The 14,170-nt window shown below is 62.1% G+C and carries 12 protein-coding genes and 1 tRNA gene; 6 read left to right on the forward strand and 7 right to left on the reverse strand.

Annotation, left to right across the window (positions count from 1 at the left end):
• Nucleotides 1-16: 16 nt before the first annotated feature.
• Nucleotides 17-90, reverse strand: a tRNA-Gly gene (locus ACW8PS_RS12680).
• Between the two features lie 63 nt (nt 91-153).
• The gene (locus ACW8PS_RS12685) at nt 154-2,193 is read right to left on the reverse strand and encodes an ASKHA domain-containing protein (protein WP_491527815.1); all 2,040 of its coding nucleotides are present in this window, start codon (nt 2,191-2,193) and stop codon (nt 154-156) included.
• A 347-nt stretch (nt 2,194-2,540) separates the two neighbouring features.
• Between ACW8PS_RS12685 and ACW8PS_RS12690 the strand changes: the two genes are divergently transcribed.
• On the forward strand, nt 2,541-3,098 hold the full coding sequence (locus ACW8PS_RS12690; protein ID WP_491527817.1) for a hypothetical protein: 558 nt from the start codon (nt 2,541-2,543) through the stop codon (nt 3,096-3,098).
• Nucleotides 3,099-3,104: 6 nt separating this feature from the next.
• On the opposite strand, the gene ACW8PS_RS12695 is transcribed toward ACW8PS_RS12690, so the two are convergent.
• The 5 genes from ACW8PS_RS12695 to ACW8PS_RS12715 all read right to left on the reverse strand — a co-directional run bounded on the left by ACW8PS_RS12695 (nt 3,105) and on the right by ACW8PS_RS12715 (nt 6,683).
• Nucleotides 3,105-3,812, reverse strand: coding sequence for a hypothetical protein (locus ACW8PS_RS12695; RefSeq protein ID WP_491527819.1), 708 nt, complete (start codon nt 3,810-3,812; stop codon nt 3,105-3,107).
• Between the two features lie 216 nt (nt 3,813-4,028).
• Complete coding sequence (locus tag ACW8PS_RS12700) at nt 4,029-4,277, reverse strand: N-(5'-phosphoribosyl)anthranilate isomerase (RefSeq protein ID WP_491527820.1); 249 nt, start codon at nt 4,275-4,277, stop codon at nt 4,029-4,031.
• A 152-nt stretch (nt 4,278-4,429) separates the two neighbouring features.
• Nucleotides 4,430-5,395, reverse strand: a complete 966-nt coding sequence (locus ACW8PS_RS12705) for a methyltetrahydrofolate cobalamin methyltransferase (protein WP_491527821.1) — start codon at nt 5,393-5,395, stop codon at nt 4,430-4,432.
• Nucleotides 5,396-5,406: 11 nt separating this feature from the next.
• On the reverse strand, nt 5,407-6,336 hold the full coding sequence (locus ACW8PS_RS12710; RefSeq protein ID WP_491527853.1) for a methylenetetrahydrofolate reductase: 930 nt from the start codon (nt 6,334-6,336) through the stop codon (nt 5,407-5,409).
• A gap of 35 nt (nt 6,337-6,371) precedes the next feature.
• The gene (locus ACW8PS_RS12715; RefSeq protein WP_491527822.1) at nt 6,372-6,683 is read right to left on the reverse strand and encodes a virulence factor; all 312 of its coding nucleotides are present in this window, start codon (nt 6,681-6,683) and stop codon (nt 6,372-6,374) included.
• A 290-nt stretch (nt 6,684-6,973) separates the two neighbouring features.
• On the opposite strand from ACW8PS_RS12715, the gene ACW8PS_RS12720 reads away from it, so the two are divergent.
• The 5 genes from ACW8PS_RS12720 to ACW8PS_RS12740 all read left to right on the forward strand — a co-directional run bounded on the left by ACW8PS_RS12720 (nt 6,974) and on the right by ACW8PS_RS12740 (nt 14,160).
• The gene (locus tag ACW8PS_RS12720; protein ID WP_491527854.1) at nt 6,974-8,110 is read left to right on the forward strand and encodes a Ppx/GppA phosphatase family protein; all 1,137 of its coding nucleotides are present in this window, start codon (nt 6,974-6,976) and stop codon (nt 8,108-8,110) included.
• A gap of 234 nt (nt 8,111-8,344) precedes the next feature.
• Nucleotides 8,345-9,046 carry an RlmE family RNA methyltransferase gene (locus ACW8PS_RS12725; RefSeq protein ID WP_491527823.1) on the forward strand — a complete coding sequence of 234 codons (702 nt, stop codon included), beginning with the start codon at nt 8,345-8,347 and terminating at the stop codon, nt 9,044-9,046.
• A 100-nt stretch (nt 9,047-9,146) separates the two neighbouring features.
• Nucleotides 9,147-10,595: an IMP dehydrogenase gene (guaB, locus tag ACW8PS_RS12730; protein ID WP_491527824.1), complete on the forward strand. Its 1,449-nt coding sequence runs from the start codon at nt 9,147-9,149 to the stop codon at nt 10,593-10,595.
• A 3-nt stretch (nt 10,596-10,598) separates the two neighbouring features.
• Complete coding sequence (locus ACW8PS_RS12735) at nt 10,599-11,741, forward strand: RsmB/NOP family class I SAM-dependent RNA methyltransferase (RefSeq protein WP_491527825.1); 1,143 nt, start codon at nt 10,599-10,601, stop codon at nt 11,739-11,741.
• 109 nt (nt 11,742-11,850) lie between these two features.
• Nucleotides 11,851-14,160 carry a hybrid sensor histidine kinase/response regulator gene (locus tag ACW8PS_RS12740; RefSeq protein WP_491527826.1) on the forward strand — a complete coding sequence of 770 codons (2,310 nt, stop codon included), beginning with the start codon at nt 11,851-11,853 and terminating at the stop codon, nt 14,158-14,160.
• Nucleotides 14,161-14,170 lie beyond the last annotated feature (10 nt).

Raw genomic sequence — 14,170 nt, forward strand, 5'->3', positions numbered from 1 at the left:
TAAAGGGTGAAGTTAATGGAGCGGGTAACGGGAATTGAACCCGTAACTTAAGCTTGGGAAGCTCGCGTGATACCTTTTCACCATACCCGCGCTCTGGGCAATTGGGATAGCCTTGGCCCGGGCGGGCGTCAATCCTCTTTTGGCGGGGGGCCGTCAGCCCCGGCGCCGTCTGCGCCGGCCGCCGCCCTCACCATCACCGCTGTTGAAAGACGGGTTGGGCAGGCTCACCACCGATCTCAGGATCACAAAGGGATCGACCGCGTTGGGGATGGCGGAGGCATTGACGAAATGGTCCTGAAATTTCGGCTCCACCGCGGTTTCGACCTTGTGAATCTGGCCCACCACCGTCTCGATCCGGCTGCGTGCCTCACGCGAACACAGCGCGATGCGGGCGCCGTGGCCGGCGGCATTGCCGGCCGATGTCACCTTGTCCAGCGGCGCATCCGGGATCATGCCCAGAACCATCGCGTGTTTCGGGCTGATATGGGCCCCGAACGCCCCGGCCAGCGTGACCTTGTCGACGTGATCGACACCCATTTCATCCATCAACAGTTTGGCCCCGGCATAAAGGGCTGCCTTGGCCAGTTGAATGGCGCGGATATCGCCCTGGGTCACGGTAATGCGCGGGCCGCCATCGGCGCTGCCATCATGGATCAGATAGGAATGCGTCCGGCCTTCGGGCTCGCAGCGCGGCGTGCCGGTCTGGGCCGCGGATCCGATCAGCCCTGCCGCATCCAGTAGCCCCGCCATGCGCATTTCGGCCACCGCCTCGATGATGCCCGAGCCGCAGATGCCGGTGACCCCCGTTGTTGCAACCGCATCCACAAAACCGGCATCATCCGACCAGAGATCGCAGCCGATGACCTGAAACCGGGGTTCCTTGGTGTCGGGGTCGATCTCGATGCGCTCGATGGCCCCCGGCGCGGCGCGCTGGCCGGAAGATATCTGCGCCCCCTCGAAGGCCGGCCCGGTGGGCGAGGAACAGGCCAGCACCCGGGTGCGGTTGCCGAGCAGGATCTCGGCATTGGTGCCGACATCGACGACCAGCACCAGATCCTCAGAGAGGTTGGGTTCTTCCGACAGGGCGACGGCGGCGGCATCGGCCCCGACATGGCCCGCGATGCAAGGCAGGATATAGACCTGCGCCTGCGCATTCAGCGCCTCCAGATCCAGCGACCGGGCGGGCAGGGTCAGCGACGAGGATGTGGCCAGCGCGAATGGGGCCTGGCCCAGTTCGACCGGATCAATCCCCAATAAAAGATGGTGCATGACCGGGTTGCAGACAAAGACGGTTTCCAGGATCAGGCCGGTGTCAATGCCGCCCTCAGCCGCGATTTCGACGGCCAGTGCGTTGATGGCCTCGCGCACGGATGCCGTCATTTCCTTGTCGCCGCCGGGGTTCATCATGGCATAGCTGACCCGGCTCATCAGATCTTCGCCAAAGCGGATCTGCGGGTTCATGATGCCCGATGACGCCAGCACGTCGCCGGTGGACAGATCGCAAAGATGCGCCGCGATGGTGGTTGATCCGAGGTCGATGGCAAGGCCGTAGATGCCGCCCTCATGCAGGCCGGGCCAGATCTCGAGGATCTGGCCGGTCTCGCTGCCTGCCGCCCGGTGCACTGCGACGGTGACCTGCCAGCCGCCCTTGCGCAGCACCGGTTGCAGCCGGGTGATGACGCCCAGATCGGCGCTGATACCGGTCAGTTGCCATTGCGCCTCCAGTGCCGCCTTGAGCCGTTCCAGATCGCCCGAGGGTTCGTGCATGTCGGGTTCTTCCACATCGACGAAATAGAGCCGCGTGGCCGGGTCCATGATGATCGGTCGGGCGCTGGCCGCCTTGCGCACCACCTGCCGGTGGACCTGGCTTTCGGGTGGCACGTCGATTACGATATCGCCCTGCACCGTCGCCTGACAGCCAAGACGGCGGCCCTTTTTCAGGCCCCGCACCCGGTCATAGCGGGCCTCGACCGCGTTCCATTCCGACAATGCATCGGCGCTGACCGTTACGCCATGTTTGGGAAAATCGCCAAAGGCCGGCGTGATCTGACATCTGGAGCAGATCCCGCGCCCGCCGCAAACGCTGTCCAGATCGACGCCCAACCGCCGCGCCGCCGTCAGAACCGGGGTCCCGACGGGGAAGTGCCCCCGCTTGCCGGAGGGCGTGAAAATCACCAATGGATCATGAGACATGCGCGGCACCTTTTCCCTTTGCTGGTTTCTAACGCGGAACGCGCCGGGTAACAGGTGCGAAACGGCAAAAATCGGTCCGGCTGCGGCATTCGGAGCCGCTCGCGCGATGTCAACACCGCGTGATGTCGCCGTGATCGCGGAAAATCACCAAATTTTCGTGCTAGTGTCCGGCTGCGGCCTGATGGACGAATATCCGGGGCCTTCCCGGAGCAAACTGTCAGCCGCGCAGGGGCGTTGTCAAAAGTCTCCGATTCGGACCCGGTCATGGGGTCCGAGGTGATCCGGCTGACCGGTTCAGGTGGGGCCGTGCCGCGCCCTGTGCGGCGCTTACGGAAAGGAAATGAACAATGAAGAAATTGGTTGCGGGGCTGGCTTTGGCCGGCATGATGACCGCCGGTGCGGTGATTGCGCAAACGGCGGGAACGGATGATGATATCGCATTTGCGGATGCCATGTGGGCACAGATGCTGGAGCTGAATCTGGCTGGTGACGGTGCCATTATGGGCCTGCCATATCAGGGTGGGCCGCCGCATGGCGAAACGCTTGAGACCTTCTTTGTCGAGACCGAGATCATGGGCGAGACCGGCCTGTTGGTGGTCAAGCGCAATTACGGCCCGGTCGGCGTGACTGCGGATGAGGTTCTGGCCGATCCGGCGGGCAATCTTGGAGCCATTACCGTGATGTTCCAGCGCGCCGAAGGCTATGATGCGGAACATGATGATTGGTTCTATGCCAAATATCAGCCCGATGGCGCATTGGATAGCGCCCCGTCGGGCATGGCGCTGGCCGGGGCCATAGGCCGCGATCTTTCCGGTGGGTGCATTGCCTGCCATATCGGGGCCGGTGGCGATGATTATCTGTTTACCACTGATGCCTTTCCGCGTCGCACCGCCGCGATGCAGTAACGCAGTTCAACCCGGAAGCCAGGTGGAAAGGCCTGCGCTTCCGGATAGCCACATAAACAGCGGCAGCGGCAGGACCGCAAGGAAGAGCGTCAGCACGACCCAATGCGGCGCAAAAAGGCGGCTTATCCCCGCAACAAGACAGATGCCGCCGCCGCCGCCAATCAGCACCGATCCCGGCATGTTGATCAGCAATGCCAGGCCGAGGTAGCGAAATCGCATCACCGGGGCCGCGATGCGCTGTGGCAGGACGGCCTGCAACATGGCGATACGGTCGCGCGGCGACAGGGGTGCCATCTGATTGATCAACGCCGCCGCCCGCCTCAGATGCAGGTCAAGAAACACTCGGCTGAGGGCCGTCAGCGGCATGAGGCGACCGGCGCAATAGGCCAGCATCAGGCCCAGAATGGTCGACAGATAAATCGGCACCGCCAGGTCCGCACCGCGCAGCATGAGCAGCGCCAGCGCGATTTCCAGCCCGGGAACAAAGGGAATGGAGATCAGCAGCGCGTAAAGAGCGAACACAGCCGCCAGCACCCAGAACTGAGCCGCATCCTGATCGCCCTGCGGCAGGCCTTCTGTCCAGGAAAGGGCCGCGTTGATGCCGAGATGCGAGAGATAGACGATGGCCACAAGCACCCCAAGCCGATACGCCAGACGCGGGATCGACTGCCGCCAGGGCGGAGCGGTGGAAATGTCTTGGGCAGGGATCGGCATGCGAAGCACCGGGGGGCAGGGGCTAGACCCAAGCCCATAGCGCAGAACCGGGGCGGGAAGAAGATTTTTCGGGAAAAATCTTCGGGGGCCGAAAAATCTTCGGGAAGATTTTTCTATGGCACGTCTCAGAAAACCTGACTCACGTAACGCTGCCTGAAATCAAGGATTTCAACGCGTCAATAGATGCATCCTGTCTCGGCTATTGCGAGACATGCTTTAGCAGATCAGGCGCACGTCACCGCGCGTGCAGATGATGATGAATTGGTTGCCGGCTTCGACCAGGTGAAAGCCGCGGCGGCGCACCTCGAGTTCAAGTGCAGCCCGGCCGACCTTGCGTTCCACATCGCAGATTTTTCGGCGCACGACGCCGCCCGATTGCACAGCTTTTGCGGAAAAAATCTGCCGGAACCAGATCGCGGTCTGGCTGAGTGGTCGGGGGGAATCAAACGGGCGAAGGTAGGACATGCCCCCACCTTCGCCCTGTTTTGCTTAGAGCGTGTCGCGTTCATCAGGAAACAAGCATTCACCCGGCGGGCCGAGGCAGAGTTTGCGACGCAGAACGCGTTCGGCCCGCCGGGTGAATTCGATAAAACGCGACACGCTCTAACGTATGGTTATCAGGCGCGACGGCGTCCACCCCGGCGCCCGCCCCGACCGCCGCCCGCGGCCATCGCGGCGGCGGCGGCCTCGGGGAAGGGGGTGCCTGCCTTGGTCGCTTCCAGAACTTTGGCGAAGTTGATCCATTTGGCTCCATTGGCATCATGGTTCATCAGAAAGTTGGCCGCGTTGATCGCCTCCATCTCCACCGGCCGCACCGGGTTCATGATGGCGCTGGTCATGCCGGCCCCGATGGCCATCGGCAGGAAGGCTGCGTTGATGCCATGGCGGTTGGGCAGGCCAAAGCTGATATTCGAGGCACCGCAGGTGGTATTCACGCCCAATTCTTCGCGCAAGCGACGCACCAGCGTAAAGACCTGCCGCCCGGCGGTTGCCATCGCGCCCACCGGCATCACCAGCGGATCAACCACGATGTCACAGGCCGGAATGCCGAAATCGGCGGCGCGTTCGACGATCTTGCGGGCCACCTCAAACCGCACATCGGGATCCTCGGAAATGCCGGTATCATCGTTCGAGATCGCCACCACCGGCACGTTGTATTTCTTGACCAGCGGCAGGACCAGCTCCAGCCGGTCCTCTTCGCCCGTCACCGAGTTCAGCAGCGGCCGTCCATTGGCGGCGGCCAGCCCGGCCTCAAGCGCTGCGGGCACCGAGCTGTCGATGCACAAGGGTGCATCGACCAGCGCCTGCACCAGCTCGATGCAACGTGTCATCAGCGGCGGTTCGGTCTCGTTCGGATTGGGGTTGGAATTATAGACCACGCCGGCATTGATATCGAGCACCATGGCCCCGCAGGCGATCTGTTCCAGCGCGTCCCTTTCAACGGTCGAGAAATCGCCCGCCTCCAGTTCAGCCGCAAGTTTCTTGCGCCCGGTCGGGTTGATCCGCTCACCGATTACGCAAAAGGGTTCGTCAAAGCCGATGATAACGGTCTTGGATTTGGATTCGAGGACAGTGCGGGTCATGGGCTCTTTTCTCAGTTCTGGTTTGCGGGGCGACCGGATCGGCCGCCGTTTTGAGTGACCCACCCGGCATTGGTCTTGATGCCGCCAAGGGGGAAGAAATGCACCTTTTCGATGTTGAAATCGGGGTTGGCAGCCTTGTGGGCGGCCAGCTGATTCAAAATCTCGGTGGGCTCGAACGGCAGCAGCAGCTTGGTCACATCGCGGGCGCGCCTTTGCAGAACCTTCAGCGATGGGCCGACACCGCAGGCGATGGCGAACCTGATCAGGGTCTGCAGCTTGGCAGGCCCGGCAATGCCGATATGAATGGGCAGGTCGATGCCTTCGGCCTTGAGCCGGTCGGCCCAGGTGATGACCGGCCCCGCCTCAAAGGCAAACTGCGTCGCCAGCGCCATCCTGGCATCGGTCCGGTTGGCAAAATCCTGTTTCCAGCGCAGCGCTTCCATCACCACCGCATCGCCGCCTTTGGGGTCGATGTCACGGTTGCCCTCGGGGTGGCCCGCGACGTTCAGATGGGTAAACCCGGCGCGATCAAACGCCCCGGTTTCCAAAAGCTGCATCGAGGAATGGAAATCTCCATGCGGTCTGGCCACACCGCCGGCCAGCAGCAACGCCTGTTTCACGCCGGCCTCGCCCTGATACATGGCGATCCAGTTTTCCAGCGTGGCGGCATCCTTGATGATACGGGCCGGGAAATGCGGCATGACATCATAGCCTTCGCGCGCGATGCGCCGGGCCGTGGCCACCATCTCTTCAATCGGCGTGCCCTCGATATGGGCGATATAGACGCGGGTGCCGCGCGGCAGCAGGTCGCGGAAATCCTCGATCTTCTGGGCGGTGCGCGGCATCACCTCGATGGAATAGCCCTGCAGGAACGCCTCCAGATGCGCGGGATTGGCACCCGCGGCCGCAGGGGCGGGGGATCGGAATTTCAACAGGGCCATCAGGGTCTCCCAGATCATGCGTGGTGGCGTGGCGCTCATTCAGCGACCGGCAGCGCCAGCCCGTCATTTGCAATCAGCGCTTTCAGCCTGTTGGCGTCGTATTCTGCATCAATGCGCGCGGCTTCGGCATTTGCGACCTGTTGCGCGTCGCCTTCGACCTCGACCGGGGGGGCTTTGCGAAAACCGGCCATATAGGCATCATCATCCTTGGCCCCGGCCTTCATCGCGGCCCGGTCAATGGCCTGTTCAAAGCGTTCGGGCAGGGGGGCCTTGGTGGCGCGACGGCCCTTGCCGACGATGATCTGGGCGGGGATGTCGCGCCAGTAAACAATGGTGACTGCGGGCATGGAGCCTATCCTCGATTGATGTCCTGCTGGCCACAATAGGGACCCGGCGCGCGCGCCCTTATCCGTTTTCGACAAACCGGCGCGTCCTTGCGACTTTCAAAGCAGGTGTTACGGGATCAAGGGGGGCATGGCCATGGTCGATGCGGCTCAAAATTCTCATGAAGATGATGAGGCACCCTGCGACAGCCCATTGTGCGAATTGGCCGCAGGACGTAGGCTTGGCGGTAGAGGACGCAGTAAGGACAAGCGATATGGGCCGCCGTCGCCGCCGTGGCAATGCCAAAGGTGGAATGCCAGAAAAACGACCGCTGGCCGTATCCCCGCCTATTGCGCCGGTGCCGAGCCCTGTGGCACCGCAGCCTGCAGTTCCGATCCAGCCGGACCCTGCCGATCTTTATGCGGCGCTCGATCTGGGCACCAATTCCTGCCGAATGCTGATTGCGCAGCCCAAGGGCAACCAGTTGCATGTGGTCGATAGTTTCTCGAAATCGGTGCAACTGGGGCATGGGCTTGAAGCCTCGGGGCGGCTTTCGCTCCATTCCATGGCGCGCACCGTCAGCGCCCTGAAAATCTGCAAGCACAAATTGCAGCGCCGGGATGTAAAACGCATGCGGCTGGTGGCAACCGAGGCCTGCCGCCGGGCGACCAATGCGGCTGAGTTCATATCGGTTGTGGAACGCGAAACCGGACTGAACCTTGAAATCATCGAACCCGAAGAGGAAGCGCGCCTGGCCGTCGTTGCCTGCGCGCCATTGGTTTCAACCCGGACCGAACAATTGCTGGTCGTCGATATCGGGGGGGGGTCGACCGAGCTGGTCTGGATCGATCTCAGCCGGGTGCCTCGTATTGAACGCCCGCGCGCCATCATGCGGTTGCATCAGGGCTTTGATCATACCGACACTATTTTCCCGAAGGCCAAGGTGGTTGACTGGATTTCGATCCCGCTTGGCGTGGCGACGTTGAAGGACCAGTTTCGCGATGTCACCGATGACGGGGCCCGCTTTGCCTTGATGAGCTGGTTTTTCGAGGAACAACTGGCTGATTTTTCGCCCTATGACGATGCCGCCGACCAGGCGCGCGAAGGGTTCCAGATCATCGGCACCAGCGGCACGGTCACCACGGTCGCGGCCTCGCATCTGGGTCTCAGACGTTATGACCGAAACAAGGTCGACGGGCTGCGCATGACGTCCGATCAGATTGACACGGTGATTCAGGATTATCTGTCGCTGGGGCCCTCCGGGCGCAGGCTCGATCCGCGTATCGGGCGCGACCGTCAGGCGCTGATCATGTCGGGGGCCGCCATTTTGCAGGCGCTTTTGCGGGCCTGGCCCACCGATCGGCTCAGCGTCGCCGATCGCGGCCTGCGTGAGGGGCTGCTTTATGCGCAGATGTCATCGGATGGGGTGCTGGAAGATGGTCCGTTCTGATCGGTCGCGGCCAAATGTCAGACGCTGTGCTCGTTGCCGATGCTGCGCAGTTTTGAGTATTTGGACAAAGAAGAAGGGCCATTAACCTTAATACGCCCTGGGTTAACCTTAACGCGCGCCGCCTGCTTCTTTGTGCCTCAAATATCCTCGCCGAAGGCCCTTTTGGCGCAGCCGTGCCGATTGCACCTCGGGCGGCAATGCGCGAAGAAGGAGCAAGCCAGAGGACATCCAGAGATGACAAAAAATTCCAGCGGTCGCGGTCAGCGCGAACTCAGGGTCAAGGTCAAGACCGCGCGCGGGCGCAAGCTGAGCTCCACCCTATGGCTGGAGCGCCAGTTGAATGACCCGTATGTGCAGCGCGCCAGGCGTGAGGGCTATCGCGGCCGGGCGGCATTCAAAATCCAGGAGATTGACGACAAGTTTCGCTTTCTCGTGCCCGGTGCCCGGGTCGTCGATCTGGGGTGCGCCCCGGGCGGCTGGTGTCAGGTCGCGGTTCCACGGGTCAATGCCCTGGGTGACAAACAAGGCAAGCGTGTCGGCAGAATTCTGGGCATCGACCTGCAGGAGGTGGAACCGATTCCCGGCACCGAGCTTCACGTGCTCGATTTCATGGAGGATGACGCCGACGCACAGGTGAAGGACTGGCTCGGCGGCAAGGCCGATGTGGTGCTGAGCGATATGGCCGCCGCCTCTTCGGGCCATAAACAGACCGATCATCTGCGGATCATGGCGCTGTGTGAAGCGGCCGCATATTTCGCATTTGACGTGCTGGAGGAGGGCGGCACCTTTGTCGCCAAGGTTCTGGCCGGCGGGGCCGAAGTTGACCTGCAAAAGACCCTGAGACAGAAATTCACCAAGGTCGCCTATATGAAACCCGAGGCCAGCCGGTCGGATTCCTCCGAGAAATTTCTTGTCGCCAGCGGATTTCGGGGCTGAGGGCGCGGTTTTCAGGTGCTTTGCCAGATTCGGGCTTTCCCTTTGCTCCGGCCCATGAGATAGCGACGTGCCAACTGAAGCTCCGCCCAAGGAGGCCCAAATGGAGATTCGTGAGGCACTTACCTTTGATGATGTTCTGCTGGTTCCCGGCGCGTCCTCGGTGTTGCCGTCGGCTGCCGATACCCGCACGCGCGTAACCAGATCCATCGCGCTGAACATTCCATTGCTCAGTTCCGCGATGGATACGGTGACCGAAGCGCGCATGGCGATCGCGATGGCGCAGGCCGGCGGCATGGGCGTTATCCATCGCAACCTGGATATCGAGGCGCAGGCCCGTGAGGTGCGCCGGGTGAAAAGATTTGAATCCGGCATTGTCTACAATCCCGTTACCCTGCGTCCCGATCAGACATTGGCTGATGCCAAAGCATTGATTGAGCGCTATAATTTTACCGGCTTCCCGGTGGTGGACGGCAATGGCCATGTCATGGGCATCGTCACCAATCGCGATATGCGCTTTGCGCCCTCCGACACGACGCCGGTTCATGCCATGATGACGTCAAACAACCTGGCCATCCTGCGCGAACCGGCGGATCTGGAGGAAGCCAAAAGCCTGATGCGCGCGCGCCGGATCGAAAAACTTCTGGTCACGGATGGCGACGGCAAGTTGACCGGCCTTCTGACCCTCAAGGATATCGAACAGGCCGTGCTGAACCCCACCGCCTGTAAGGATGAGCTGGGGCGCCTGCGCGTCGCCGCCGCGACAACTGTGGGTGATGCCGGGTTCGAACGCTCTGCGGCGTTGATTGATGCCGGGTGTGACCTGATTGTCATCGACACCGCGCATGGCCATTCCGAAGGCGTGGCGCGCGCGGTCGAACGGGTCAAGGGCCTGTCCAATGCGGTGCAGGTCGTGGCCGGAAATGTCGCAACAGCCGCCGCCACGCGGGCCTTGATCGACGCCGGTGCCGATGCGATCAAGGTGGGCATCGGGCCGGGCTCGATCTGCACCACGCGGATCGTGGCCGGCGTCGGCGTGCCGCAACTGACCGCGATCATGGATTGCGCCGAGGCCGCCGGAGATATTCCCGTCATTGCCGATGGCGGCATCAAATATTCGGGCGATTTTGCCAAGGCGATTGCGGCGGGTGCCTCCTGCGCCATGGTCGGGTCAATGATTGCCGGCACCGATGAAAGCCCCGGAGAGGTCATTCTTTATCAGGGCCGCAGCTTCAAAAGTTACCGCGGAATGGGCTCTCTTGGTGCCATGGCGCGCGGCTCGGCGGATCGCTATTTCCAGAAAGATGCCGCCAGCGACAAGCTGGTGCCCGAAGGGGTCGAGGGCCAGGTGCCCTATAAAGGCTCTGCCGGGGCGGTGGTGCATCAACTGGTCGGTGGTCTCAGGGCGGCCATGGGCTATACTGGTGCGGCCACGATCGATGAGATGCGGGGGGGGTGCAGTTTCGTGCGCATCACCGGGTCTGGCCTGAAGGAAAGCCATGTCCATGACGTGCAGATCACCCGCGAGAGCCCGAATTACCGGGCGGGATAGGCCATGACCCCCGGCGCGCGCATGGCCGCTGCGATTGAGGTTCTGGATGCCTGGCTTGCGGGCACGCCCGCCGAAAAGGCGCTGACCACTTGGGCGCGCGGCGCACGATATGCGGGTTCGGGCGACCGTGCCGCCATCCGTGACCATGTCTATGATGTGCTGCGTCGGCTGGAAAGCTGTGCCGCTGCGGGTGGCGGGCGCAGCGGGCGGGCCCTGATGATCGGGCTGGCCCGTCAGCAAGGCAAGGCGCTGGAGGATCTGTTCACCGGTGGCTACGCGCCCGACCCTCTGGATGGGGGTGAAAAGCAGGCCCCGGATAGAGCCATTGATCCTTGGGTCGATGTGCCGGTCTGGATGCAGCCGGCCTTGCGCGAGGCGCTTGGCGAACAGGCCGAAGCCGTGATCGGGCAGATGACGCAACGGGCCCCGCTTTATTTGCGGGTGAATACCCGCAAAGCCATTGTGTCAGAAGTTGAAGAACGACTTGTAACAGACGCTATTTTAACGGAAAAAACGATACTGAAAACCGCCCTGAAGGTCACTGGTGGTGGCCGAAATCTGCGCCAGTCGCAGGTCTATCTGGAGGGGTTGGTGGAGATCCAGGACCTGTCGGTGCAGCAGGCGGTGGCCGCCATTTCATGGCCCCGATCCGGCACCATTCTGGATTATTGTGCAGGCGGCGGCGGCAAGGCTCTGGCGATTGCGGCGACCAGCGATGCGGTGATCCATGTTCATGATGCCAAGCCGGCGCGGATGCGTGATCTGGCCCCGCGGGCCGATCGGGCGGGCGTCACGCTGCATCCGATGGACAGCGCCCGCATCTATGATGTGGTGCTGGTCGATGTGCCCTGTTCAGGCTCGGGCACCTGGCGGCGCGACCCGGAGGCGAAATGGGCCCTGACACCGGAACGGCTGGCCGGCTTGATCGCCCTGCAGGCCGAGATTCTGGACAAGGCGCGCGCATTTATATGCCCGGGCGGACGGCTGGTCTACATGACCTGTTCACTGCTGCGCGCCGAGAATGAGGATCAGATTGCCACCTTCCTCGAGCAGAATGGCGATTGGCAGCTGACGCAGCAGACCCGGTTCCTGCCGCCCGACGCCTCGGACGGGTTTTTTCTGGCCGAATTGACGCATAATGGCTGACCCGTCAGGGTTTATTCGCAGATACCGGGTTTCAGGCGGGAAATCTTAATCGGCAATTAAGAAAATGCCTGCGAAATTGTCACCACCCGAATCGCGTTGGAGAACCAGAGTGGCGGATCAGGCTATCTTGCCTCGACTATTCGGCCTGCGGCTCAAGGGCGGGCCGTCGGTGGCGTTGCTGTGTCTGGCCGCGCTGAGCCTTGGGCTCAGCTTTCTTGCACCGACCCTGCTCTGGCGGATCTCGCTTTATGTGGTGGCGGGGTCGGTCACCATGACGGCGATCTTGTTGCATCTGTCGCGCCGGCGGGCCCGGGCCCAGGACAGGGCGCTGCTGATCACGGCGGGCCGGGTCGCCACCGATGATCCGGCACCGGTTTTCTGCACCGATGCACATGGCGCGATCGTGTTCCAGAATCCGGCCGCTGTGGACCGGTTCAAGGATCGTTTGGGCCTGCCGATGTCGCGCGCCATCGCGGGCCTGATCGCCAATGCATCGGCGGTCGTGTTCCGCCAGGAAACCGCGCTGATGCGCGACCGGCAGGCGCGCGAAACCGTGGTCACCAAACGCGGGACATTGCGGATTACCGCGTTTCGGGTCGGGCGCGGCACCATGTGGCGCATTGAGGAAACGGTTGAGACCGCAGGCCGCAGCGCGGACTGGATCGGTCTGCCGATGATGGTGGTCAGCCGCAATGACACCATCCTGTCGATGAATGAGGCGATGCGGCGCAGCCTTGGCAAACGCATGCGCGCGCTTGGCGATGTCTTTGAAACGCTGCCGGTGCAGACCGGCCAGAAAACCCGGCTGAAGGGGGCGGACGGGTTTTTCGACGCGGTCCCGATTGAATTGCAGGCCGGCGATGGCCGGCGCGAGATCTATGCCCTGCCGGTGGACCTGCTGCCGTTGGAAGACAGCGTCGCGGCCCGCGCCTTCGAGGCATTGCCGGTGGCGCTGGTCCATATTGCGCGCGATGGGCGGCTTTTGGCGGCCAATCCTCAGGCGCAGAGCCTTTTGAACCTGAAACCGGGCATAGAACTGGCGCTGTCCGGCGCGGTTGAGGGTCTTGGCCGTCCGATCAATGACTGGCTGACCGATACGTTGGAAGAACGTATTCCGGGGCGCCCCGAAATGGTCCGCGCAAGGCTGCGCGACGATGATTGTTTCCTGCAGATCACCCTTGGCCGTATCACCGGCGAGGGGGATCCGACGCTATTGGGCGTGCTGCATGATGCGACCGAGCTGAAAACCATGGAACAGCAATTCGTGCAAAGCCAGAAAATGCAGGCAATCGGCGAACTTGCCGGTGGGGTTGCCCATGATTTCAACAATCTTCTGACCGCGATCACCGGCCATTGCGACCTGCTGCTGCTGCGCCATGATCAGGGCGCGCCGGATTATGCCGATCTGGTGCAGATCAACCAGAATGCCAACCGCGCCGCCAGCCTGGTCGGGCAGCTTCTGGCATTTTCACGCAAGCAGACGCTGCAACCCGAAATCCTCGATCTGCGCGATATCATATCGGAACTCACCCATCTTCTGAACCGGTTGGTCGGTGAAAAAGTCCACCTCAATCTGGACCATGATCCGGGGCTGCTGCCGATCCGCGCCGACCGGAGGCAACTGGAACAGGTCTTGATGAACCTTGTCGTCAATGCCCGCGATGCAATGCCCGATGGTGGCGATATCCGGGTCGAGACCAGGGTTGAGCATCTCAGTGAACCGCTGTTTCGCGATGAGGCGACCGTGCCACCGGGCCAATATGTAACCGTTCTGGTCCGCGATGAAGGTATCGGCATTCCCGCCGATCAGTTGCCGCGCATCTTTGAACCCTTCTTTACCACCAAGCGCACCGGCGAGGGCACCGGGCTTGGCCTGTCGATGGTTTACGGCATTGTCAAACAGACGGGTGGCTTTATCTTTGCCGACAGCCATGAGGGTGAAGGAACGGATTTCATTATATATTTTCCGGTCCATGATATGCCTCTGCAAACGGAGGCACCGGTTGCGGCAGAGGCTGAGGCGGCGCTGGTTTCCCGTGTCGCACAGATGCCGGGTGATGGCGTGGTGCTGTTGGTGGAGGATGAAGCCTCCGTGCGTGCCTTTGCGTCGCGGGCGCTCAGGATGCGCGGCTATACCGTGCTGGAGGCTGAAAGCGCAGAGGAAGCGCTGGAAAAACTTGCCGACAGCTCGCTTGCGGTAGATGTTTTCGTGACCGATGTGATTATGCCAGGCATGGACGGGCCCACCTGGGTGCTTGAGGCTCTGAAGGAGCGCCCGGATGTGAAGGTGGTCTTTGTCTCGGGCTATGCCGAGGATGCTTTTGAGAAAACCGGTGCCAGGGTGCCCAATTCCGTTTTCCTGGCCAAGCCGTTTTCGCTCTCGGATCTGACCTCGACCGTGCAGCGCCAATTGCACTGATATATGTGGA

The sequence above is a fragment of the Alterinioella sp. genome (assembly GCF_058343375.1).

Bases quoted from the DNA above. Each gene is read 5' to 3' on its own strand.
- ACW8PS_RS12685 (WP_491527815.1), bottom strand. From the start codon at position 2,193: ATGTCTCATGATCCATTGGTGATTTTCACGCCCTCCGGCAAGCGGGGG.
- ACW8PS_RS12690 (WP_491527817.1), top strand. From the start codon at position 2,541: ATGAAGAAATTGGTTGCGGGGCTGGCTTTGGCCGGCATGATGACCGCC.
- ACW8PS_RS12695 (WP_491527819.1), bottom strand. From the start codon at position 3,812: ATGCCGATCCCTGCCCAAGACATTTCCACCGCTCCGCCCTGGCGGCAG.
- ACW8PS_RS12700 (WP_491527820.1), bottom strand. From the start codon at position 4,277: ATGTCCTACCTTCGCCCGTTTGATTCCCCCCGACCACTCAGCCAGACC.
- ACW8PS_RS12705 (WP_491527821.1), bottom strand. From the start codon at position 5,395: ATGACCCGCACTGTCCTCGAATCCAAATCCAAGACCGTTATCATCGGC.
- ACW8PS_RS12710 (WP_491527853.1), bottom strand. From the start codon at position 6,336: ATGGCCCTGTTGAAATTCCGATCCCCCGCCCCTGCGGCCGCGGGTGCC.
- ACW8PS_RS12715 (WP_491527822.1), bottom strand. From the start codon at position 6,683: ATGCCCGCAGTCACCATTGTTTACTGGCGCGACATCCCCGCCCAGATC.
- ACW8PS_RS12720 (WP_491527854.1), top strand. From the start codon at position 6,974: ATGCCAGAAAAACGACCGCTGGCCGTATCCCCGCCTATTGCGCCGGTG.
- ACW8PS_RS12725 (WP_491527823.1), top strand. From the start codon at position 8,345: ATGACAAAAAATTCCAGCGGTCGCGGTCAGCGCGAACTCAGGGTCAAG.
- guaB (WP_491527824.1), top strand. From the start codon at position 9,147: ATGGAGATTCGTGAGGCACTTACCTTTGATGATGTTCTGCTGGTTCCC.
- ACW8PS_RS12735 (WP_491527825.1), top strand. From the start codon at position 10,599: ATGACCCCCGGCGCGCGCATGGCCGCTGCGATTGAGGTTCTGGATGCC.